We start from the raw sequence: 21,766 nt of genomic DNA on the forward strand, positions 1-21,766 counted from the left end.
TGCCGTCCTCCGCAACAAAACTGATTGGGCTGGAACGCCATGGGCACGACTTGAAGCCAATTAAGATTCACAATTGTCTCCAAGCTCGGCCTTTTTCTAAGCAACTTCATTGCTAAGAAAAATTTCATGGCTGAACCCATCAGTTTTGTTACTCCGGACTGAACGGATCTTCCTTTTTATAACTTGTTTGAAAATATTCTTTATTTCCCCATATATAGAACTTTGAGCGGTTAAGTTGTCTGTGTTTAAACAGAAATCTCTATACGGACGTCTTTCGGCGTCCCCATAATAGACTCTAAGTGGCTTCGACACTAAGAGTCTATAAAAAAAGAGCCCTCATCCGAATAGGACGAAGACTCGCGGTACCACCTAAATTAGGAGTTACAAATAACTCCTCACTCAACAGATAACGGTGGCCCGATCATTTTTATATGATAGCTCACAGACAACAATTACTCAGTTTGATTTGGCAATTCTCAACAACATGCCTTCTCTGAAATCTAGCTGAATAACACTCCTGCTCAAAGCTGATATCATGATGATAAATCATAAATTGTGAAACGTCAATCAGTTTTATAGTAAACTGCTGATATTTTCTTGATCACTTTCCATGAACTTGTCGCCATGTTCAATGGTTGTGATCTTGATTCCATCCATTGCACGTTGGATTAAGCCGTCAACATCAAGTGAGCTTTCAAACTTACGTGTCTTTTCAATACTTGGACGTGTTTTTGGTGATGGTGGAGCAAAAACAGTACAACAGTCTTCGAATGGTTGGATTGATAGATTAAACGTATCAATTTTTTCAGCTAATCGAATAATCTCAGTCTTATCCATTGTTGCTACAGGACGTAAGATTGGTGTTGTTGTGACATCATTGATGGCAGCCATACTCTCTAGTGTTTGTGAGGCTACTTGTCCTACGGCTTCTCCATTAAAAATAGCTAGACCGTTCTCTTTTTCACGAATCAAGTCAGTCAATCTTAGCATGAAACGACGTTGGATTGTCATTAGATATCCTTCAGGAACGCCGGCTTTGATTGTTTCTTGAATTTCAGCAAATGGTACTTCAATAAATTTGATGTGACCACCAAAGGCTGTTAATTTCGATGTTAATTCTTTGGCTTTATTCAAAGCTTGTTCTGATGTGTATGGTGGACTGAAGAAATGGACCATTTCGATATCAACACCACGTTTCATAGCTAAATAACCAGCAACGGGTGAATCAATACCACCTGATAGCATCAACATAGCTTTTCCAGCAGTACCAACTGGTAATCCACCAGCACCTTTGACTGTTAAGTATGATAGGTAGATTCCATCTTGTCTTACTTCAACAGAAATCTTGATATCAGGTTTCTTCATTTCAACATCAATACCAGGGAATTCGTCACAAATAGCATCCCCTAATTGTAAATTAACTTGGTTAGTATCAAGTTCATAAGTGTGATCTGAACGTTTTGTACCGACTTTGAAACTCATACCAGGCTTATAGGCCTCATGCATCATTTCAATAGCTTTTTTCTTAACATCTTCAAAATTACGTGACACTTTAACACTCAATGAGAAAGTTTGAATTCCAAAAACATTCTTTAACTTCTCCATCACTGGCTTAGCATCAGTACCATTCAATTGAATATGTAAACGATCACGATGTGGTTGCATTCTTAAATCAGGATAATCATTCAAAACTTTAGCTACATTACCATGAAGACGGTCAATAAAGCTCTTACGATTCTTACCCTTAGTTGATAGTTCGCCGTAACGAACCATAATCTCAGTATATTCCATTTAAATCTCCTAATTCAAAATTTGGAAATGATCATGAACTTCATCCAAATTCTTGATAAATTCATCCATTTCAGCTTCTGTATTACTCTCATCTAAACTGACACGTACGGCACTAGTTGCAACATTTTCTTGCACATTCATTGCCTTTAAAGTACCTGATTCCAAACCTTTCTTGGAAGAACAAGCACTAGTTGTAGAAATATAGATATCACGATCTTCAAAAGTATGAACAATCGTTTCGCCACGTACACCATCAATTGTGAAACAAATAATGTGTGGTGCAAAATCATCAGCTATTTGTGAGAAGACGTGAACGTTATCCAAAGTATGCAAGTGGTTAACTAATTTTTCTTTTAATTGCTCCATCTTGTCAGCCTTTTGAGCTTCATTTTCTTTCAACAAACGAATAGCCTTTGCCATACCAGCAATTGCAGGAGTATTCTCTGTACCACTACGAAGATTAGACTCCTGCCCACCACCAGCCATTAATGGTTCAAGCTGTTTGCCTTCCTTCATATAAATAAAGCCAATTCCACGAGGAGCATGGAATTTATGACCTGAGAAAGTATAGTAATCAACTCGAGGGTCCATAAACTTAGATTGAAGATTCTTACCAATTGCTTGAACTGAATCGACATGGTAACTGATACTTGGATAGTCTTTCAAAACATTAGCAATTTCATGAATTGGTTGAATTGCACCGATTTCGTTATTAACTGCCATTGTTGAAACCAAGATAGTATCGCTACGAATAGCCTTCTTCAAATCGTCTGCACTGATATGACCTGTTTTGTCTACAGGTAAATAAGTTACTTCAAAGCCGAGTTCTTCTAATTGGTGCATAGTATTCAAAACTGAAGGATGTTCAATTTCAGTTGTAATAATATGTTTACCAAATTCACGCTTCTTAAAAGCTGTACCCTTGATGATCCAATTATTCCCCTCAGTACCACCACTAGTAAAAACAACTTCGTCTTGTTTAAAGCCTAATAAGTTCGCAATTTGTTTGCGAGATGTTTCCAATAATTCATATGCTTTCAAACCCAATTTATGCAAACTTGAAGGATTACCAAAGTATTCCTCACTGGCAGCATTATAAGTTTTTAGTACAGAATCATTAACTTTTGTTGTTGCACTGTTATCAAAATATATCATTTCTGCCTCACCAAAACAAAAAGGCCTTGCGGCCTAAAATTTTATCTCTTATAACTTAACACAAAACTACATCATTATGCATTAATTGTTTCTTTTATTCGGTCAACTGAACCAGATTCAACACTCTCTAAGGCTTTTGAAATAACTTCAACTGCCTCATCATAATTATAATCAGTATCAAACAAGGCACGTGCACGAATTAATTGATCACTAAATTCGGGATTCTTATTAGCGTAACGATTAGCATACTGTAACAATTTTTCAGACAAGAGAACATTATATTTTAACTTCTTAGTTTTTTCGACTAAGTTGCTCAAATCTTCCTGTGTCACAATTACTTGTTTGCTAATATCTTCCATATTAATCTGTTTAGCATCTAATTCATCATAAAGCTTATTAATTTCGTCATAAACCATATAGAAATAATCCAAATAATCATCAGGCAAACCATTCAAACGTAATTGCTTAATCATCTTCTTTTGAATTTCCAAACGCTTAGCATATTCATCCACACTATTACGGGCAATACGTTCGCTAGACAACATTTGGTTAAGATCATCATTAATTGATTTTTCGCTAGCTTCAATATCATCCAAGTGCTTAACAATTTCTTTAAAATCATCCCTGACTTCCGAGAAAATAATCTTCTTATCAGCAATACCTTGTACATCAGCATCATATTCTTGGCGAACGTCATTTAATGTTGCAAAGTTATCGTTGAAAGTCTTCATAGTTTTATCAGCTAAGACATACTCTTCTTCCAATTTTTGAATACGTTTATCCAAACGGTTATGTTGAAAGACGGCATGATTCAAGTAATCTAAAACAGGCTTTTGTTCCTTTAAAACTTCTTTTTTACCATCTATTTCTAAGGTCAAGGTTTCATATAAATCGTCAATACGCTGTTTAATATCTTCATTATTAGTATTAACCGCATCAAAGTTCAAATCACCCAATTTGTTGTTGGACTCTTCAATCTCATCTTGAACTTCCGAAATTTGTTGAATAATATCATCTTTAAATTGGAAATATTGTTTAACTAATTTTTGATAAACAAACTTTATCTCATCAACTTGTCCAGGGAAAACTTCATTTAAGTCATGATACAAAGGTTCGATGACTTTTAATTGGTCTGTGATCAAACCTAATTTAAGTTTCACATCATCTAAGTATTGGCTAGCTTCAATGTGATCACCTTTATCAGTTAGTTGCTTCTCTTGGTCTAATAAATTAGCAATCTCTGATAATTCATCCTCTAACTTATCAGTTGCAGGTCCATAACTAAAAGATTGGGTTAAGACTTGTTTTCGTAAAGTTTGATATTGCTTTTGTAATTCTTCACTGTGAGTCGCATTTAATTCATTGCTAGCTAATAAATCTTCGAAACCTTTAGAAACTTCGCTGATTTTTTGCTCAAAATCAGTAACTGCTGCACTGACCTTTTTCAACTCATTAGCTGAACCAAACACCTTAAACTCAGTATTTTTATATTCAGCCGCCCTCATTTGTTTCAAAATATCAGTAAGCACTCGATCAACTTGCTCACGGTAACTGTCTTTTAATTGGTTGAAACGATCTTTGCTGGCACCAGCAAGTTTCATCTCTTCCAATTTCTTGATTTTTTCATCTAAAGTAGCTTTTTTTAAACGATCCGTTTGATCCTTTAACTTATTTAAAGTAGATGCGTTCTTTCTTTGCAAGAACCACATATACCACAAGAAGATCAATACGATCACTATTATTCCAATAATAATTGCAAACACTTTTACACCCCTAATGACAATTGCGTCTTATCTCAAAGAAATTATACCAAATATTATTACTATTATCAGAACTATCAACTTTTCATAATAAAGTTTTAAACTATTCCCTCCAAAAATTTACTTTGACAATTGGTATCAATCACGTTACACTAGTCCTCGTGTAAAATATGCAGCAAAGAGCGGCAAGAACGTCAACATTTATCGACGATTTAGTTCAACAAGTAACCTGTGAGCTGCACATGGCGAAAATTGTAACGATAACTGCACGAATGCTGTGCTCTAGTTAATTATTTTACTCCAGACAAACATTTTGGAGGAATTTATTTATGTCAAGATATACAGGACCTCGTTGGAAATTATCACGTCGTTTAGGAATTTCACTTTCAGGTACAGGTAAGGAAATTGCCCGTAGAAACTATGCCCCAGGTCAACATGGACCAAACGGTGGCCGTCGTAAGGTTTCAGAATACGGTCAACAATTAGCTGAAAAGCAAAAGTTACGTTTCATGTATGATGTTAACGAACGTCAATTCCGTAACCTATTCAACCGTGCCGGTAAGATGGAAGGAATTCATGGTGTTAACTTGATGATTCTTCTTGAAACAAGATTGGATAACATGGTTTACCGTTTAGGTTTAGCAAGCTCACGTCCACAAGCCCGTCAACTTGTTAACCACGGTCACATCACTGTTGATGGCAAACGTGTTGATATCCCTTCATACGAAGTTAAGATTGGTCAAAAGATCAGCCTTCGTGACAAGTCAAAGAACCTTACAATTGTTAAGGCTAACCTTGAAAACGTTGTTGGTCGTCCTGGTTTCGTTACATTTGATGATAACGAAATGACAGGTTCTCTAGTACGTAACCCAGAACGTGACGAACTAGAACCAAATATCGATGAATCATTGATTGTTGAATACTACAACCAAATTCTTTAATATTTGGAACAAATACATCCACTCCTTGGTGGGTGTATTTTTTTTACAAAAAAAGAGAATGCCTATTTGGCAACCTCTTCATTAAAAAGAACCAAGTACTTACTCAACTTCATGAACTTATCTTTCAAAAGCTGATCATAATCTGCACTTGATACTATCGGATCATCCTTTAAAAGTTCAAATCCCACTACTAAGTCACTAGACTTAACTTTTTGATAATGCTTAATTACATCGCCAAATTCAGCAGCATTCTTTAAAACACTGGAAGTGTGATCATTTGACACTCCCCAGCCTTCTGATATGATTTTATCTTGATACTTTTCTAAAATCGGATAGTAATTTACCCTATCTCTAATATCAGCCAATAAACTAAAAGTTATAAAGTAACGATCTGGCCATAAGCCAAATTCCAAATGTGGTGTCTTTTTATACCCTTTTTTGTCTTGGTTGATAGCTAACCAAGTATCAGGAGGTGGATTCTTTGTCCGACGTTGATGCTTAGCTATCTTTAAAAAGAACTTCTGATGATATTCATCTTCAAGTGCCTGAAGCAAGTCTTGACCTAAAACCTCAAATTTAGGATCAAGATCTCTTTTAATTAACTCCAAACGTCCACTCAAGGTGTCATCATTGAAAACTTTAAAATCATTTTTATCAAACATGTTCTCAATCCTTTGTTGTAGAATATATACATATTAATTATATAGGAGGAATTATGCAAAAACCATTAGCATATCGCATGCGACCTACTAATATTGATGAAATTGTTGGTCAACAACATTTAGTTGGTCCCCATAAGATCATTCGCCGAATGGTTGAAGCTAAAATGTTATCTTCAATGATTCTCTATGGTCCTCCTGGGATTGGAAAGACCAGTATTGCCAGTGCAATTGCCGGAAGTACCAAATATGCTTTCAGAAAATTAAATGCCGCCACTGACAGTAAAAAAGATTTACAAATTGTAGCTGAAGAGGCCAAAATGAGTGGAACAGTTGTCCTTTTATTGGATGAAATCCATCGTCTAGATAAGACTAAACAGGATTTTCTTCTTCCACTACTGGAAAGTGGCTCCATCATTTTAATTGGTGCAACTACTGAAAATCCATATATCAATATAAGTCCTGCTATTCGCTCTCGTGTACAAATTTTTGAATTATATCCTCTTACTAGTGATGATCTAAAAAAAGCTGTCAGAAGGGCTCTAGAGGATAATAAGAACGGTTTAGGCAAGTACGATGTCAAACTAGATGAGAATGCTCTAAATCTATTGGTCAATTCGACAAATGGTGATCTACGAAGTATTTTAAATGGGCTTGAGTTGTCGGTACTTTCAACAAAAAGTGATGAAAACGAACAAATTCATATCGATTTACAATCAATTGAAGAGTCAATTCAACGTAAAGCTATCTCAGCTGATAAGAATGGTGATAGCCATTACGATGTCATTTCCGCCTTTCAAAAATCGATCCGTGGAAGCGATCCTAATGCTGCATTACTTTACCTTGCTCGACTTTTAGAAGCTGGTGAATTAACATCTGCTATCCGTCGGTTACTAGTTTGTGCCTATGAAGACGTCGGTTTAGCTAATCCACAAGCATGTGCTCGAGCTGTTCAGGCTGCTCAAGTAGCACAAATGGTTGGACTACCCGAGGCTAGGATTCCTTTAGCAGATGCAGTAATTGATCTTTGCCTCTGCCCTAAATCGAACTCAGGTATGGTAGCTATTGATGATGCACTAGCAGACGTACGTGATGGTAAAGCTAGTTCAATTCCTGACGATCTGAAAGATGCACATTATTCAGGTGCCAAGAAATTAGGTCACGGACTCGAATACAAATATCCACATAATTATCCTAATTCTTGGGTTGAACAACAATATTTACCTAACAATCTCATTAACAAGAAATATTATCAACCTAAGAACACTGGTAAATATGAACAAGCATTAAATCTTCGAATGCAACAAATTCAAGAATGGAAAAAGAATTCAAAACGAGGTTAGAATAGTTATGATAATTAAAGTTTTAATGATATTTTTTATTATTTTTTTGTTGGCATTGGCCTACACATTATGGTCACACAGTGATAAAAAGTTTTTAATCTACTCACCTAACGAAAATCTTACTTTAAAAAATATCATGCGTTTCACTGCTGTCCTATTAATTTTGGTTTCTATCCTAGGAATCGTTGTCCTTTTAGTCGGTACCAAGGAAATGAATCTAATAACATTGTTATTGGGAAGTCTAATTGCGGCAGCCTTTTCAATTTATTTAGCAAATATTCGCTGATGACTGTATTTATCGGCCTCAATCAACTAAAATAAAGATATAAAAGCAGTAATAATACTACACTAACGGGGTGATACTTATGTTACAACAATATAAAAACATTCTCGTACCAATCGATGGTTCATTTGAAGCTGAACTAGCATTTAAGAAAGCTGTGGAAGTAGCTAAAAGAAACAATGCCGCTGTTCATTTGCTTCATGTTATTGATACTAGAGCTTTTCAAAATGTTTCTAGTTTTGATTCAACAATGGTTGAACAGATCACTGAAAAGGCTAAGGATACTGTTAAAAGTTATGTTAAGACAGCTCAAGATGCTGGCCTAAACGAAATCGACTACAGTATTGAATATGGCGCTCCTAAGGCAATCATTGCCACAGACTTCCCTAAGAAGTTAGGTGTCGACTTGATTATGATCGGCGCTACTGGTCTTAATGCTATGGAGAGATTGCTAATTGGTTCGGTTACTGAATATGTAACAAGAACTGCAGCATGTGATGTACTTGTTGTTAGAACTGACTTAGATAACAAGACTATCAAGAAACCTAGAAAATAAATCGTAAACAAAAAGGAGTGATTCTTTCGAATCACTCCTTTTTTATTGGAATTTAATAAATTATTTATTTTTTAAAAGATATTTAAGTGCATATCTTTCACTTTAGATTTTAATTTTTCAAATACTCTTTTATCTTCACTCACACTAGAAATCACATATGCTTTAATGTAATCTTCATCGGCCTTTTGACCTTCGCGTGTGCCTGCTTCTGCTAAGTAACAATACATTTCATCAAGCTTGAAAAGAGTTTGTTCTCTTCTAGCAATGAAAATACCTTCATTAGCGTATTCCATAGCCTTTTGATTTTCATCCAGCTTTAATGACAAGTCAGACATATTAGCATAAATCAAAATACTATCATGGTAATTTTCATCACCGATTTTATCTAAGCTTGATTTGATTAAGTCTTTAGCTTGATCATAGTAAACTTTAGCTTCATCAAGTGACTTTTTATTGATGTATGCCTTGGCTGTAAATATGTCGATTAGAATATCATACATATCCACATTAGCAATATTCACATTCATTGCGCGATTGAAATCAAAGATGGCCTTGTCGTAATTCTTGCTTGTGACATATTCAATCAAACCATGGAAGAAGTGAATTAGCTTAATTTCTTGTTTATTGTTGACATTGATGTTGTTAAGCTTACCCAGTTTATCACTAATTCCATCGAAATCATCTTGATAGAATGACTTCTTAATATCACTAATTATTGAATAGATTTGACTATCGTCATTAACAATTACAAGGTTCATTGTGATACCCAGTCTCTCACAAATGCGAACCAAAATTTCCATACTTGGAATCTTGTCTTTTTTTTCAATCAGGCTGACAGTTGCCTGTGTACAAATGCCATCAGCTAACTCAGATTGAGAAATACCTCTGAGTTTTCTGTAATGACGAATCTTTTCACCTAAGATTTTCATTCTAAACTATCCCCATTCATTTATTAATTCCATGGATAATTTAAACAGTTATTAAAAAATGTTGCAAGAAATAAGCAACAATAAAAAGATAAATTTTAAAAATTTAATTATTTACTTCAAAGAACCAAGCATCTTTTTCAGTACCATTTAATAATTCAGGATTATCATTTAATTTATCATTAACCTTGACAATCTTGCCGCTAACCGGTGATTCTAGCTCAACTACAGCTTTTTGAGCCTCAATCTCACCACTAGATTCGCCTTTTTTTATGTCAGAATTTAAATCAGGTAATTCAACATATTTGACATCACCTAAAGTATCTTGAGCTTCCTTAGTGAGACCTATACGAGTCGTATGCTCACCTTTTTTTATCCAAAAATAATTCTTTTTATCACTCATAATTAATTCCTACCTTTGTTTAAAAGTACCGTTTTCAAACATGTAACTCTTATGATGGAATCTCATTGACATAATCAATCCAATACCGATCATATTACCTAATAAGGCAGATCCACCTTGCGAAATAAATGGCAATGGAATACCCGTCAACGGTAATAGACCTACACTCATACCAATATTTTCAAATACGTGGAATAAAATCATCATAATAACACCAGTTGATACGTAAGCATAAAATTCATTCTTTGTATCAAAAGTTACTTGAACCATTTGGTAAATTAGCAAGAAGTACAAGAGAATCAAAATACAAGAACCAACAAAACCAAAGTTTTCACCAACAACAGAGAAAATCATATCTGATTCACGCACTGGTACATAAACATTAGAAACGTTGAAGCCTTTACCAAATAATTGTCCAGAACCGATTGCCTTCATATTTTGCCAAATCTGATACCCATTTTCTGAAGTATCAGCCGAAGGATCACGCCAACTATCAATTCGGGCAAACTGATAAGATCTAAAGCCAAAATGGCCTAGGATAGTTCTTCCCCAATCAGTAGTAGCAAATAATAATGCCGTACCACCAACGACAGCTACGATCAGGAATCCTACTAAAAGAATCCGCCAATCAATACCTGAAACCAAAATCATTCCACCTAAGATGGCTACGAAAACCAAAATAGTACCAAAATCATTTTGTAACTTCAAAAGCACCATAACAGGCAATGTCCACAGGAATAGTTTTCCAATCAACATAAAATCACTCTTGATAGTATGTGAATATTCACTGTTATGATTTGTGATTACTTTACCCAGCATTAAAATAAACGCCGGTTTCATAACTTCTGATGGTTGGAATGTAAATGAACCGATAGCAAACCAACTCTTAGCACCAGTACTTGCAGCATAGGAGCGACTGTAAAAAATCAATACTAAAAACAGTAACGCCAATCCTGCAAAATACGCCAAGGTGGCAACTTGCCACAACTGCTCCGCATCAAACTGCATCACCACTGCTACTATAACAGCACCGATAGCATACCAAACTATTTGTGAAACCACATTCTTCAATGGGTTCTGTGAATCTTGAATCGTTGCTACATAGATTGACATTAATCCAATCATAGCCAACATCATTACGGAAAAAATTATTCCATAATCAATTCTTGAATCCACGTCATTCTTCTTATTTTCATTTCTTATTTGCATATCTACACCTATTAATGATTATGTAAATTATATTGCATCAACAATTCATTAATTGCATCGTCAAGTTTGACCGACTTAAAGGGAGTATCGTTGCTCTCTACAAAAGAAAGGTAACGTTCAGCCTCCTTTTTAATCGTTCCAATATAATGTTTACCATCCCAAAGTTCATAAGTTTCGGGATCACTACTGATATCTTTTAAACTAATTTCTACTGATTTCTTTTTTCTAGACATTGAATCTTTCCTATTCTTTGTTATGAAATTTTTTTGCAATAATTTCATCTTCATATTTTTCCGGATGAGGATTTCTAAAAATGGTGAAATTATCTGGTACGGGATCTACCCCACCACGCACAAAGGGATTACAACGTAATATTCTTGCAATCCCCATAACAGTACCTAAAATTCCACCGTGCTTTTTCACCGCATCAATAAAGTAAGATGAACACGTTGGGTAATATCGACAACTAGGTGGCAATACTGGAGATATGAATTTTTGATAAATTCTAACGATTCCTATTAATATTTTTTTCAACATATTATTTTAGGAAATCAAACATATGCATCCAGGTTCCTGGCCATAAAACAGCCAGTGGATTAGAACCACCTAAGGCTGATCCAATCAACATACCCAAAACTAAAAAAATTAGCATTAATAATAATACCCAACCTATTTTCTTAAAAATATCACGACGATATTCTTTACCAAAGTCTCTTTTCATTTTTCACCCTAGTATTTTTTATGTTTTTCGATATTCTCTAACAAAACACCAGTACCCAAGGCAACCGAGTCAAGTGGACTATCTGTCAAAAGTACGGGTACTTGTAACTTTTCGGAAAGAAGCTTGTCAAGGTTCTTCAACAAGGCTCCACCACCAGTTAACATAATACCACGATCAATAATATCTCCAGATAATTCAGGAGGAGTTTGTTCCAAAACATTTCTGGCAGCATCAACAATTTGATCTACACCGTCAGATAAAGCGTTTTGAACTTCTAATTCATTAATCGTAATTTCTTTAGGCAATCCAGTTACGACATCAATTCCACTGGCAGAGAATGTCTTACTTTCGTCAGCATCCATGACACAACCGATTTCCATCTTAATTTGTTCAGCAGTTCTTTCACCAATAATAAGGCCATGGTTTTGCTTCACAAAGGCCTGAATAGCGCCTGTCATCTTATCACCCGCGAAACGTAATGAACGGCTTGTAACGATATCTCCCATTGAAATAACGGCAATATCACTAGTACCACCACCGATATCAATAACCATATTTCCTTGTGGCTTAAAAATATCAAGACCAGCACCAACAGCAGCTACCTTGGGTTCAAGTTGTAGATAAACTTTTCCCCCACCAGCTTGTTCAGCAGCTTCAATGATAGATTTTTGTTCTACTGGTGTCACATTAGTAGGTGCACAAATCATAATCGTTGGCTTAGCAAAGCGACTTCTCATATTCAATTTATCAATGAAATACTGAAGCATTTTTTCAGTAATATCAAAGTCAGCTATTACACCGTCTTTCAATGGACGGATAGCTTTAATATTGGCTGGTGTTCTACCAACCATCATATAAGCATCTTTACCAACTGCTACGACATCATTATTATTCGTATTAATTGCTACGACAGAGGGTTCGTTTAAAACAATTCCCTCGCCTTTTACATCAATAAGTACATTTGCTGTACCCAAATCAATTCCTAGATATTTCGACATACTATATCCTCCAAAATCTAAACACAAAAAGTATATCATAACCAGCTCAATCATTAAATTGCCAATAAAAAAAGAAAGTGGAAATCCCACTTCCTTAAGTCAACTTTAAGCCAATTTTGTAACACTTGGTATTGTATTCAATACTAAACTTTCTCGACCAGATTCATCGATTGCTACACGTCTTATGTTAGCACCTAAGTCTCTTAACTTCTCAGTAAAATGATAATATCCACGATCCAAATATTGAAGGTTAGAAACTCTTGTCTCGCCTTCAGCAACCAATCCTGCTAGTACCAACGCTGCAGCAGCACGTAGGTCAGTAGCGGCAACATTAGCACCACTCAATTGTGCAGGTCCAAACATAATAACTGAATTACCTTCAATTTTATAGTCGGCCTTCATCTTCCCAAATTCTGGGAAATGCATAAATCTATTTTCAAAGACTGTCTCTGTCATTACAGTTGTTCCAACGCTTAACAATTGAGCCAAAGTCATTTGAGCTTGCATGTCAGTTGGAAAACCTGGATGAGGCATTGTCTTAACATCAACTGGTTTCAATTGATTAGAACCAGTAATACGAATTCCTTCGTCGTTCTCATCAATTTTAACGCCCATTTCAATCAATTTAGAGATCAATGGACGATTATGTGCAGCCACAGCATCCTTGATGAAAATATCACCATTTGTAACTGCAGCAGCTACCATAAAAGTACCAGCTTCAATTCTATCTTGCATAATTGAATGTTCACAACCATGTAAACTAGATACACCGTTAATACGAACTGTGTTAGTACCAGCTCCTGTAACGTCAGCACCCATTTTACTTAAAACATTAGCTAAATCTACAATTTCAGGCTCTCTAGCGGCATTGTCAATAGTTGTTTCACCATCAGCAAGAGTCGCAGCCATCATAATATTTTGAGTAGCACCAACACTTGGAAAATCTAAATAAATATTGGCGCCATGTAGTCCATCGGTAGTTGCATCGATATAACCACCATTTTGATTAAATTTAGCACCCATTGCTTCAAGACCCTTAATATGTAGATCTATTGGTCTTGAACCAATTGCACAGCCACCGGGCATAGCAACATGGGCTTCTTTATTTCGAGCCAACAATGGTCCTAAAACAACAATTGAAGCACGCATTTTATCAACTAGGTCTTCAGGAGCTGTAGTGGATGTTCCTTCACTCGTATCAACCGTTAAAACTTCATCAATTTCATCATATGAAACATTAGCATTCAAAGCTTTTAATACTTTGGACATTGTAATTACATCTGATAACGGAGGGATATTTGTCAAAGAGGTTTTTCCTTTTGATGCTAAGATAGTCGCCGCCAAAATTGGTAAGGCAGCATTCTTTGCACCTTCAATTCTTACATTTCCCTTTAATTGCGTAGGTCCATTTACGATTATTTGTTGCACAATATTCTCCTCCAAAACCTGGAATCATTTAAAAAACAAGGCTATATTCTGAGTTAAACTGAAAATACTCATGAAAAACGAACTTACAGTGTAACCCAGAGCGATTGCAATAAACGCTACAAGTAATTGTAACATTTTAGGATTGGTTTTGTTATATATCTTTTTCCAATCCACCACTTGTAATATATTAAAACTGATCCATATAAAAATGATATGGCTTACAAGCGTAATTATTGCATTTATTCCTAAATTTGTCATTTTATAAACCTCACTTTTCTAAATAATAACATTTTATTAATAATCACGTTTATCCATACCAAATACTTTAACTTAATTTAAAGTACAAAAAAGACTGAGTCTCCTCAGTCTTTTTTATTACATATTAATTACGATGTGAACTTACGTTAATTCTATTAATAGCCTTACGTAAGGATACTTGTGCACGAGCTAACTCATCAATATTGTGCTTTTCTTCAGCAGATTTGATAGTACTTTCAGCCCTTTGCTTAGCATATTTGGCACGTCTTAAATCAATATCTCTAGCTCTTTCGGCACTATTAGCCACGATCGATACTAGATCATTACTAAACTCCAAGAACCCGCCATTTACAGCAATTGAGTCTTCATGGTGAGGCTTGTCGACACGACGGACACGAACTTCATCAATGACCAATGGGGCAATAATTGGGGCATGGTGCGCCATGACACCAATTTCACCATCAATGGTACTCAAGACAACGAGTTTTGCATGATGGTCGTAAACAACACCATCAGGAGTAACAATATTGACCTTCATAATATTACCAGCCATATCATTTCCTCCTTCTGTTAATTGGCAACTGCTTCAGTAGAGTTGTCATCGTTGTTTTCTTCATCAGCTGGTGTCCAGCCCATCTTCTTAGCTTTAGCGAGCACGTCATCAATTCCACCAACACCATTAAAGGCGTCTTCAGGAACATCGTCATACTTACCATCTAAGATAGCACGGAAATCTTTAACAGTTTCTTCAACAGGAACATAAGATCCGGGTACACCAGTAAATTGTTCAGCAACACTGAAGTTTTGTGACAAGAAGAATTGAATACGTCTTGCACGAGCAACAACAGTCTTTTCTTCGTCAGATAATTCATCCATACCCAAGATAGAAATAATATCTTGTAATTCGTGATATCTTTGAAGAACCTCTTGAACTTCAGTAGCAACATCATAATGTTCTTGTCCAACAACGTCGGGGTCAAGAGCAGATGATGATGATGCCAAAGGATCAACGGCTGGGTAAATACCTTGTTGTGTCAATCTACGTTCCAAGTTGGTTGTAGCATCCAAATGGGCGAAGGTTGTAGCAGGAGCAGGATCAGTATAATCATCGGCAGGAACATAAACGGCTTGAATTGAAGTAATTGAACCCTTCTTTGTAGAAGTGATTCTTTCTTGCAATTGACCCATTTCTGTAGCCAATGTTGGTTGATAACCAACGGCTGAAGGCATACGACCAAGCAAGGCAGAAACCTCTGAACCAGCTTGTGTAAATCTAAAGATGTTATCGATAAACAATAGAACATCTTGTCCTTCAACATCACGGAAGTACTCAGCAATTGTCAAACCTGTTAAGGCAACACGCATACGAGCACCAGGTGATTCGTTCATTTGACCATAAACCATGGCTGTTTTAGCAAGAACACCGGATTCCTTCATTTCATAATAAAGGTCATTACCTTCACGTGTTCTTTCACCAACACCAGTAAATACTGAAATACCACCATGTTCTTCGGCAATATTATGGATTAACTCTTGAATTAGAACGGTCTTACCAACACCGGCACCACCGAACAAACCAACTTTACCACCACGAACGTAAGGTTCGAGTAAATCGATAACTTTGATACCTGTTTCAAGAATTTCAGTTGATGTATTTAATTGATCATAAGCAGGTGCAGAACGGTGAATACTGTTTCTTGGGAAGTCAGCAGGAAAAGCTTTACCTCCATCGATTGATTCACCTAAGACGTTAAACACACGACCCAATGTTTCTTTACCAACTGGTACAGAAATAGGACCGGCAGTATTAACAACTTCAGCACCTCTTTGAAGTCCGTCAGTAGAACTCATGGAAATAGCACGCAAGGCGCCATCACCTAATTCTAGAGCAACTTCAAGGGTAATCTCTGATCCATCGCTTTTCTTAACTTTCAAAGCGTCGTTGATTTCTGGCAAGTTTCCGTCAATAGGAAACTCAACATCGACAACTGGACCGATTACCTGAATAACTTTACCTTTGCTACTCATTAATTTGGCTCCTTTCTAAACTATTCAAGTGCAGCAGCACCACCGATAATTTCAGTGATCTCTGTAGTAATTTGAGCCTGACGAGCACGATTATAATGTAGTGATAAACCTGCAATAAGGTCATCAGCATTATCACTAGCACTCTTCATAGCTGTTACAGAAGCAGCATGCTCTGCTGTTTTTGCATCCATCATTGCTCCTAAAACTAAACACTCAATATATTGAGGCACAATTGCAGATAGAACTGCTTTAGGGTTTGGTTCTGTGATGTATTCACTAGCAACTTGTTGTTCTTCAGCAGTAACATCATCAGGTTCTGTTAATGGCAAAAGTTTTTGAGTTGTAAACTTAGAAACTAATGAATTAACGTGATGATTATGACAAATGTCAATTTCATCAAACAATTCAGCTTGATACATTTGCAAAATTGTTTTCATGATTGGTGTAATGTCTTCAACAGTTGGAATATCAGGTAAACCTGTATATTCATAAGCAACGTCAAAGCCACGTGCTTTGAAAAATTCAGTACCAGTTGCACCTAAGGAAATGATAGTAAATTTACTTTTATCACCATGATATTTCTTTTGGAAAAGATCCATCATTGCTTTTAAAATATTACTATTGTATCCACCAACAAGACCACGGTCACTTGTAATGACAACATATGCAGTCTTCTTGACTTCACGAACTTTTAGAAGACTGTTTAGACTCAAAGGATCAGTGGAATCATCTGCAACAGATAATTCTTTAAACACATCAGCAGCTGTTAAATGTCTAACAATATCTTCAACCTTTTTTTCATACAATTGATAAGCAATAGATTTCTTTTCAATACGAGAGAGTTTAGCACCAGAGACCATTTGCATGGCCTTTGTTATTTGACCGGTTTTCTTAGTAGAAGAAATTCTTCTTTTAATATCCATAAGGGACTCAGCCATTATTTAAACCTCCTGTATTATTTTTCTTGCTTGCTATCTGAATCTGACTTAGAAGCCAAGAAGTTTTCTGTAAATTCACTTACAGCTGACTTGAAGGTATCTTCATCAGGTAATGTACCTTTTTCTTTGATTGTTTGTAAAAGATCTGAATGGTTTGCATCGAAATATTCAGAAAGTGAAGCTTCATATTCTTTGATATCATCAACATTGATTTTATCTAGGAATCCTCTTGTCAAAGCAAACAAAATCAAAACTTGTTTTTGAACAGCAACTGGGGAGTGTACGGGTTGTTTTAGAACTTCCTCTGTACGACGTCCACGGTCTAGTTTTGCCTTTGTAGCTTCATCAAGATCTGAACCAAATTGAGCGAATGATTCCAATTCATGATATGAAGAAAGATCCAGACGTAAAGTACCAGCAACCTTCTTCATAGCCTTAATTTGGGCATCTCCACCAACACGAGAAACAGATGTACCAGCATCAATAGCTGGACGTGTACCTGAGTGGAACATATCACTACTCAAGAAGATCTGTCCATCAGTGATAGAAATAACGTTAGTTGGAATATAGGCTGACACATCACCGGCTTGTGTTTCAACGATAGGTAAAGCAGTCATTGAACCGCCACCTAAATCGTCACTCAACTTAGCAGCACGTTCTAGCAAACGTGAATGCAAGTAGAAAACATCACCAGGATATGCTTCACGCCCAGGTGGTCTACGAAGCAATAGCGAAATTTCACGGTAGGCATTGGCTTGCTTGCTTAAATCATCATAGACGATCAAAACATGTTTACCATTGTACATGAAATACTCACCCATTGCGGCACCAGAGTATGGTGCGAAATAAAGCATAGGTGCTGGTTGACTAGGACCAGCTTCAACAACGATTGTGTAATCCATTGCTCCATGCTTTCTTAAGGTTTCAACTTGGGCTCTAATTGTTGATTCCTTTTGACCAATTGCGACATAGATACAAATCATATCTTCATCTTTTTGATTAAGAATAGTATCGATAGCAATTGATGTTTTACCAGTTTTACGGTCACCAATGATCAACTCACGTTGACCACGACCAATAGGAACAAGTGAGTCAACGGATTTCAAACCTGTTTGTAGAGGTTCGAAAACTGACTTACGTTGCATAACACCGGGTGCAGGTGACTCAATAGGTCTAGTTTTGTCAGTCTTGATCTCTCCAAGACCATCAACAGGTTGACCCAAAGAATTAACGACACGTCCAACCATCGCATCACCGACGGGAACTTCCATGATACGACCTGTTCTCTTAACAGTATCGCCTTCACGGATTTTATCGTAATTACCTAAAATAATGATACCAACATCATCACTTTCAAGGTTTTGAGCCACACCAAAAGTACCGTCTTGGAATTCAAGTAATTCACTAGCCATAGCATTTTCAAGGCCATTAGCACGAGCAATACCATCACCGACGTATGTAACTGTACCTACTTCATCAACTGAGAGTTCATTTTTATAGTTCTTTAACTGTTCTTTGATCAGCGAACTAATCTCTTCAGTTTTGATGCTCATTCTTTTCACCTCGAATTAATTATTAACTAATAGCATGTTCTTAATGTCATTAAATTTCTTAACAACACTACCATCGACAACTTGGTCTCCAACACGGATTATAACGCCACCAATGATATTTGAATCAACTATTTTCGTTAAATTTACTTCATTTACTGAAAATCTCTTTTTAATCACGGATTCAAGATTCTTAGCTTGTGTTTGATCCAATTCAATTGCTGTTGTAACTGTTGCTTCAACAATTCCATTAACTTCATCGTATTTTTCGATGAAAGCATCAGCAATATCAATAACACAATCCATACGATTGTTATCAAACACTAAACCTAAGAAATCTTGCATTAAAGAGCCAAATTGACCCTTCAATGTATCCAAGATTTTAAGCTTTTCAGTGCGAGAAATAGAACGGCCTGCTAGAGCAAAACCCAAACCAGGATTTTCCTCATAAACTTGCTTCAAAGCTTTTAAATCTTCGAGCATTTCTTCTACAGACTTTTGTTCTTCGGCAACTTCAAAAAGTGCCTTAGTATAGCGTTTTCCCACTTGCTTATTACTTAGTTTCATTAACCGTCAACTCCTTAATATAAGAGTCGATTAGTGACTTTTGATCGTCAGCATTAAGCTCTTTAGAAATAACTTTAGAAGCAATTTCCAAAGATAAGTTTGCTATGTCTTTTTGTGCTCCAGCCATAGCATCTTGTTTAGCTTTATCAGCATCAGATTTAGCTCTTTGTCTCACTTCTTCAGCTTCGCCGTGGGCTTCAGTTAAGATAGACTTCTTTTGAGTCTCTCCACTTTCCTTAGCTTTATTAACGATTCCAACTGCTTCAGCACGTGAATTTTTAAGTGCATCTTCACGTTCTTGAGCCAACTTTTTAGCACGAGCACGTTCTTGATCCGCATAATCAAGGTCACCAGTGATTTTTTCAGATCTGGCGTCCATCATTTTTGTGATTGGACCCCAAGCAAAATGCTTAACCGCAAGTGCCAAAATGATGAAAGAAACAAGAACGAAAAGCATGTCTCCCAAAGCTACTTGATTGGCTCCGAGAACTAATAAACCTGCCAATATTCTTCACTCCTTCCTATCAAATAAATACACACATAAAAAAGGCGATTTTTTATTGATCGCCGAGTCATCATATGTATTAGACAAAAAGAATAACGAACGCAATAGCAATAGCAATGATAGGAACAGCTTCGATAAGACCAACACCAATGAACATTGTTCCTCTTAGTTTATCAGCTACTTCTGGTTGACGGGCCATACCTTCAAGAGTTTTTGAAATAACAAGTCCGTTACCGATTGATGCTCCAAGAGCAGCGATACCAGCTGCAAGAGCTGCCGCAATATCTTTCATAATTAAAAATTCCTCCAATAAAAGTTATTCTTGTTCCAGTTTACGTGAAATATAGACCATAGACAATGTGGTAAATACATACGCTTGGATGGCTCCAATAAATACAGAAAAGCCTTGCCATACCATGGCTAATGGTATTGCTGCGACGAATGTAACAGCGCCAACGCTTTTTGCAACAGTTCCAATAAGTGCAAGAAGTACTTCACCGGCAAATATATTACCGTAAAGACGTAGTGACAATGTTAGGAAGTTTGTAAACTCTTCCAGAAGGTTAATTGGTAGTAAGAACTTTACCGGTCTCGCATAATTGGATAAGTAACCACCAAATCCAAATTTCTTCACAGCATAGTAATGTGAAAGTAACAATGAAATCGTAGCGAGTCCCATTGTAATTAGTGGATTGGTTGTTGGTGACTTAACGTATGTGAAACCTCCAACCTTTACTTGAAAAATTAATCCTAATTGGTTTGATACAAAGATAAATAGGAATAATACAAACGCATAAAGGTTAAAGCGTCTACCAGACCCATCAGGCATTGCCGATTTTACAATACTGTTAGTAAAATCAATCATCCATTCGAGTACATTCTGTGCCTTACCTGGCCTCATCGTGATCTTACGTGATAATGCAAAGACCAAAATGAAAACAAGGATCGCAGAGATAAGAACTGATAAGTCATTTGCAACATTGAATCTTAACCCTAAGAAATCAATAAACTTATACTTATCATCCAATAATAACCCTCCTTTCTTCGCTTATTGAAAACAATTGATACCACAAAATAATAACACTAAATTTTATATATTCAAACAATGAAATTGTTATTTTGTCCCAAATAATCTGTCACCGGCATCGCCTAATCCAGGGAAAATATAACCACTGTCTGTAATCTTTTCATCTAGTGAAGCAGCATAGATATCAACGTCTGGATGTGCTTCTTGAACGGCTTTAACACCTTCTGGAGCAGCAACTAGAACAACTAAACGCATATGTTTGGCACCACGTTTCTTCAATGCATCGATAGCCATGTTAGCAGAACCACCAGTAGCGAGCATTGGGTCAACGATGAATAATTCACGTTGATCAATATCGCTAGGAAGTTTTACAAAGTATTCATGTGGCTTCAGAGTTTGTTCATCACGGTACATACCGATATGACCAACTTTAGCAGCTGGGATCAATTCAAGAACACCATCAACCATACCTAAACCAGCACGCAAAATAGGAATAACGGCAAGCTTCTTACCTGCAAGAACCTTTTGTGTTGATTTGCCCATTGGTGTTTCAACAACAACATCTTTTAAAGGTAAATCTCTTGTAATTTCATAAACCATCAATTCACCAATTTCATTAGCAACTTCACGGAATACTTTTGTACCAGTATTCTTATTTCTGATAATTGTTAATTTGTGTTGAATTAAAGGGTGGTTCAATACTGTAAATTTAGACATTTT

The 21,766-nt window shown here is 36.3% G+C and carries 26 protein-coding genes; 4 read left to right on the top strand and 22 right to left on the bottom strand.

Features of this window, described 5'->3' with window-relative positions; translation table 11 throughout:
* Positions 1 to 573: 573 nt before the first annotated feature.
* The 3 genes from thiI to LKACC16343_RS02700 form a co-directional block, all read right to left on the bottom strand.
* Entirely contained in the window at positions 574 to 1,791 is a 1,218-nt protein-coding gene (gene thiI / locus LKACC16343_RS02690) for a tRNA uracil 4-sulfurtransferase ThiI (protein ID WP_056952018.1), read from the bottom strand.
* Between the two features lie 9 nt (positions 1,792 to 1,800).
* On the bottom strand, positions 1,801 to 2,946 hold the full coding sequence (locus LKACC16343_RS02695) for a cysteine desulfurase family protein (RefSeq protein WP_056952016.1): 1,146 nt from the start codon (positions 2,944 to 2,946) through the stop codon (positions 1,801 to 1,803).
* Between the two features lie 74 nt (positions 2,947 to 3,020).
* Positions 3,021 to 4,709, bottom strand: a complete 1,689-nt coding sequence (locus LKACC16343_RS02700; RefSeq protein WP_082604516.1) for a septation ring formation regulator EzrA — start codon at positions 4,707 to 4,709, stop codon at positions 3,021 to 3,023.
* A gap of 326 nt (positions 4,710 to 5,035) precedes the next feature.
* Between LKACC16343_RS02700 and rpsD the strand changes: the two genes are divergently transcribed.
* Positions 5,036 to 5,647 (top strand): 30S ribosomal protein S4, encoded by a 612-nt coding sequence (rpsD, locus tag LKACC16343_RS02705; protein WP_054643658.1) that lies wholly within the window; start codon positions 5,036 to 5,038, stop codon positions 5,645 to 5,647.
* A 62-nt stretch (positions 5,648 to 5,709) separates the two neighbouring features.
* Here rpsD and LKACC16343_RS02710 read toward each other — a convergent pair whose 3' ends face one another.
* Positions 5,710 to 6,309, bottom strand: a complete 600-nt coding sequence (locus tag LKACC16343_RS02710; protein WP_056952014.1) for a DUF1054 family protein — start codon at positions 6,307 to 6,309, stop codon at positions 5,710 to 5,712.
* Between the two features lie 53 nt (positions 6,310 to 6,362).
* Between LKACC16343_RS02710 and LKACC16343_RS02715 the strand changes: the two genes are divergently transcribed.
* From LKACC16343_RS02715 to LKACC16343_RS02725, 3 genes are all read left to right on the top strand, one after another.
* The gene (locus LKACC16343_RS02715; RefSeq protein WP_056952011.1) at positions 6,363 to 7,649 is read left to right on the top strand and encodes a replication-associated recombination protein A; all 1,287 of its coding nucleotides are present in this window, start codon (positions 6,363 to 6,365) and stop codon (positions 7,647 to 7,649) included.
* Between the two features lie 7 nt (positions 7,650 to 7,656).
* Complete coding sequence (locus LKACC16343_RS02720; RefSeq protein ID WP_025085330.1) at positions 7,657 to 7,935, top strand: hypothetical protein; 279 nt, start codon at positions 7,657 to 7,659, stop codon at positions 7,933 to 7,935.
* Between the two features lie 79 nt (positions 7,936 to 8,014).
* A complete protein-coding gene (locus LKACC16343_RS02725) occupies positions 8,015 to 8,488 on the top strand; it encodes a universal stress protein (RefSeq protein WP_025085331.1) in 474 nt (157 codons plus the stop codon).
* 71 nt (positions 8,489 to 8,559) lie between these two features.
* Here the strand turns inward: LKACC16343_RS02725 and LKACC16343_RS02730 are convergent, their stop codons facing one another.
* From LKACC16343_RS02730 to upp, 18 genes are all read right to left on the bottom strand, one after another.
* Positions 8,560 to 9,417 carry a helix-turn-helix domain-containing protein gene (locus LKACC16343_RS02730; RefSeq protein WP_056952009.1) on the bottom strand — a complete coding sequence of 286 codons (858 nt, stop codon included), beginning with the start codon at positions 9,415 to 9,417 and terminating at the stop codon, positions 8,560 to 8,562.
* Positions 9,418 to 9,520: 103 nt separating this feature from the next.
* Positions 9,521 to 9,817, bottom strand: coding sequence for a glycine cleavage system H family protein (locus LKACC16343_RS02735; protein ID WP_056952007.1), 297 nt, complete (start codon positions 9,815 to 9,817; stop codon positions 9,521 to 9,523).
* Between the two features lie 9 nt (positions 9,818 to 9,826).
* Positions 9,827 to 11,026: an FtsW/RodA/SpoVE family cell cycle protein gene (locus LKACC16343_RS02740; RefSeq protein WP_025085335.1), complete on the bottom strand. Its 1,200-nt coding sequence runs from the start codon at positions 11,024 to 11,026 to the stop codon at positions 9,827 to 9,829.
* An 11-nt stretch (positions 11,027 to 11,037) separates the two neighbouring features.
* Positions 11,038 to 11,259: a DUF2969 family protein gene (locus tag LKACC16343_RS02745; protein ID WP_054643444.1), complete on the bottom strand. Its 222-nt coding sequence runs from the start codon at positions 11,257 to 11,259 to the stop codon at positions 11,038 to 11,040.
* A 10-nt stretch (positions 11,260 to 11,269) separates the two neighbouring features.
* Complete coding sequence (gene yidD, locus LKACC16343_RS02750; protein WP_056952964.1) at positions 11,270 to 11,560, bottom strand: membrane protein insertion efficiency factor YidD; 291 nt, start codon at positions 11,558 to 11,560, stop codon at positions 11,270 to 11,272.
* Between the two features lie 4 nt (positions 11,561 to 11,564).
* A complete protein-coding gene (locus tag LKACC16343_RS02755; protein ID WP_054643442.1) occupies positions 11,565 to 11,747 on the bottom strand; it encodes a DNA-directed RNA polymerase subunit beta in 183 nt (60 codons plus the stop codon).
* A gap of 8 nt (positions 11,748 to 11,755) precedes the next feature.
* On the bottom strand, positions 11,756 to 12,745 hold the full coding sequence (mreB, locus tag LKACC16343_RS02760) for a rod shape-determining protein (protein WP_054643441.1): 990 nt from the start codon (positions 12,743 to 12,745) through the stop codon (positions 11,756 to 11,758).
* 105 nt (positions 12,746 to 12,850) lie between these two features.
* A complete protein-coding gene (murA, locus tag LKACC16343_RS02765) occupies positions 12,851 to 14,173 on the bottom strand; it encodes a UDP-N-acetylglucosamine 1-carboxyvinyltransferase (RefSeq protein WP_056952005.1) in 1,323 nt (440 codons plus the stop codon).
* A 24-nt stretch (positions 14,174 to 14,197) separates the two neighbouring features.
* Positions 14,198 to 14,431: a DUF1146 family protein gene (locus tag LKACC16343_RS02770; protein WP_025085338.1), complete on the bottom strand. Its 234-nt coding sequence runs from the start codon at positions 14,429 to 14,431 to the stop codon at positions 14,198 to 14,200.
* A 124-nt stretch (positions 14,432 to 14,555) separates the two neighbouring features.
* Positions 14,556 to 14,984: a F0F1 ATP synthase subunit epsilon gene (locus tag LKACC16343_RS02775; RefSeq protein ID WP_054643439.1), complete on the bottom strand. Its 429-nt coding sequence runs from the start codon at positions 14,982 to 14,984 to the stop codon at positions 14,556 to 14,558.
* Between the two features lie 17 nt (positions 14,985 to 15,001).
* Positions 15,002 to 16,459, bottom strand: a complete 1,458-nt coding sequence (gene atpD / locus LKACC16343_RS02780) for a F0F1 ATP synthase subunit beta (RefSeq protein WP_054643438.1) — start codon at positions 16,457 to 16,459, stop codon at positions 15,002 to 15,004.
* A 20-nt stretch (positions 16,460 to 16,479) separates the two neighbouring features.
* Positions 16,480 to 17,397: a F0F1 ATP synthase subunit gamma gene (locus LKACC16343_RS02785; protein ID WP_025084786.1), complete on the bottom strand. Its 918-nt coding sequence runs from the start codon at positions 17,395 to 17,397 to the stop codon at positions 16,480 to 16,482.
* A gap of 17 nt (positions 17,398 to 17,414) precedes the next feature.
* On the bottom strand, positions 17,415 to 18,950 hold the full coding sequence (gene atpA / locus LKACC16343_RS02790) for a F0F1 ATP synthase subunit alpha (RefSeq protein WP_056952003.1): 1,536 nt from the start codon (positions 18,948 to 18,950) through the stop codon (positions 17,415 to 17,417).
* A 15-nt stretch (positions 18,951 to 18,965) separates the two neighbouring features.
* Complete coding sequence (atpH, locus tag LKACC16343_RS02795) at positions 18,966 to 19,514, bottom strand: ATP synthase F1 subunit delta (RefSeq protein WP_056952001.1); 549 nt, start codon at positions 19,512 to 19,514, stop codon at positions 18,966 to 18,968.
* Entirely contained in the window at positions 19,501 to 20,022 is a 522-nt protein-coding gene (gene atpF, locus LKACC16343_RS02800; protein ID WP_025084788.1) for a F0F1 ATP synthase subunit B, read from the bottom strand. The genes atpH and atpF overlap by 14 nt, the downstream gene beginning before the upstream one ends.
* Positions 20,023 to 20,098: 76 nt before the next feature.
* Positions 20,099 to 20,311, bottom strand: a complete 213-nt coding sequence (gene atpE / locus LKACC16343_RS02805; RefSeq protein ID WP_010020175.1) for a F0F1 ATP synthase subunit C — start codon at positions 20,309 to 20,311, stop codon at positions 20,099 to 20,101.
* 24 nt (positions 20,312 to 20,335) lie between these two features.
* Positions 20,336 to 21,046: a F0F1 ATP synthase subunit A gene (atpB, locus tag LKACC16343_RS02810; protein WP_056951999.1), complete on the bottom strand. Its 711-nt coding sequence runs from the start codon at positions 21,044 to 21,046 to the stop codon at positions 20,336 to 20,338.
* 87 nt (positions 21,047 to 21,133) lie between these two features.
* Positions 21,134 to 21,763, bottom strand: a complete 630-nt coding sequence (gene upp / locus LKACC16343_RS02815) for a uracil phosphoribosyltransferase (protein WP_056951997.1) — start codon at positions 21,761 to 21,763, stop codon at positions 21,134 to 21,136.
* Positions 21,764 to 21,766: the final 3 nt, after the last annotated feature.

This window comes from Companilactobacillus bobalius (assembly GCF_002179915.1).
GTDB lineage: Bacteria > Bacillota > Bacilli > Lactobacillales > Lactobacillaceae > Companilactobacillus > Companilactobacillus bobalius.

Bases quoted from the DNA above. Each gene is read 5' to 3' on its own strand.
- LKACC16343_RS02735 (WP_056952007.1), bottom strand. From the start codon at position 9,817: ATGAGTGATAAAAAGAATTATTTTTGGATAAAAAAAGGTGAGCATACG.
- LKACC16343_RS02745 (WP_054643444.1), bottom strand. From the start codon at position 11,259: ATGTCTAGAAAAAAGAAATCAGTAGAAATTAGTTTAAAAGATATCAGT.
- thiI (WP_056952018.1), bottom strand. From the start codon at position 1,791: ATGGAATATACTGAGATTATGGTTCGTTACGGCGAACTATCAACTAAG.
- atpE (WP_010020175.1), bottom strand. From the start codon at position 20,311: ATGAAAGATATTGCGGCAGCTCTTGCAGCTGGTATCGCTGCTCTTGGA.
- atpA (WP_056952003.1), bottom strand. From the start codon at position 18,950: ATGAGCATCAAAACTGAAGAGATTAGTTCGCTGATCAAAGAACAGTTA.
- LKACC16343_RS02755 (WP_054643442.1), bottom strand. From the start codon at position 11,747: ATGAAAAGAGACTTTGGTAAAGAATATCGTCGTGATATTTTTAAGAAA.
- LKACC16343_RS02775 (WP_054643439.1), bottom strand. From the start codon at position 14,984: ATGGCTGGTAATATTATGAAGGTCAATATTGTTACTCCTGATGGTGTT.
- LKACC16343_RS02785 (WP_025084786.1), bottom strand. From the start codon at position 17,397: ATGGCTGAGTCCCTTATGGATATTAAAAGAAGAATTTCTTCTACTAAG.
- LKACC16343_RS02695 (WP_056952016.1), bottom strand. From the start codon at position 2,946: ATGATATATTTTGATAACAGTGCAACAACAAAAGTTAATGATTCTGTA.
- LKACC16343_RS02710 (WP_056952014.1), bottom strand. From the start codon at position 6,309: ATGTTTGATAAAAATGATTTTAAAGTTTTCAATGATGACACCTTGAGT.
- LKACC16343_RS02725 (WP_025085331.1), top strand. From the start codon at position 8,015: ATGTTACAACAATATAAAAACATTCTCGTACCAATCGATGGTTCATTT.
- upp (WP_056951997.1), bottom strand. From the start codon at position 21,763: ATGTCTAAATTTACAGTATTGAACCACCCTTTAATTCAACACAAATTA.
- LKACC16343_RS02770 (WP_025085338.1), bottom strand. From the start codon at position 14,431: ATGACAAATTTAGGAATAAATGCAATAATTACGCTTGTAAGCCATATC.
- mreB (WP_054643441.1), bottom strand. From the start codon at position 12,745: ATGTCGAAATATCTAGGAATTGATTTGGGTACAGCAAATGTACTTATT.
- rpsD (WP_054643658.1), top strand. From the start codon at position 5,036: ATGTCAAGATATACAGGACCTCGTTGGAAATTATCACGTCGTTTAGGA.
- atpD (WP_054643438.1), bottom strand. From the start codon at position 16,459: ATGAGTAGCAAAGGTAAAGTTATTCAGGTAATCGGTCCAGTTGTCGAT.
- LKACC16343_RS02740 (WP_025085335.1), bottom strand. From the start codon at position 11,026: ATGCAAATAAGAAATGAAAATAAGAAGAATGACGTGGATTCAAGAATT.
- LKACC16343_RS02730 (WP_056952009.1), bottom strand. From the start codon at position 9,417: ATGAAAATCTTAGGTGAAAAGATTCGTCATTACAGAAAACTCAGAGGT.
- LKACC16343_RS02715 (WP_056952011.1), top strand. From the start codon at position 6,363: ATGCAAAAACCATTAGCATATCGCATGCGACCTACTAATATTGATGAA.
- atpH (WP_056952001.1), bottom strand. From the start codon at position 19,514: ATGAAACTAAGTAATAAGCAAGTGGGAAAACGCTATACTAAGGCACTT.
- LKACC16343_RS02720 (WP_025085330.1), top strand. From the start codon at position 7,657: ATGATAATTAAAGTTTTAATGATATTTTTTATTATTTTTTTGTTGGCA.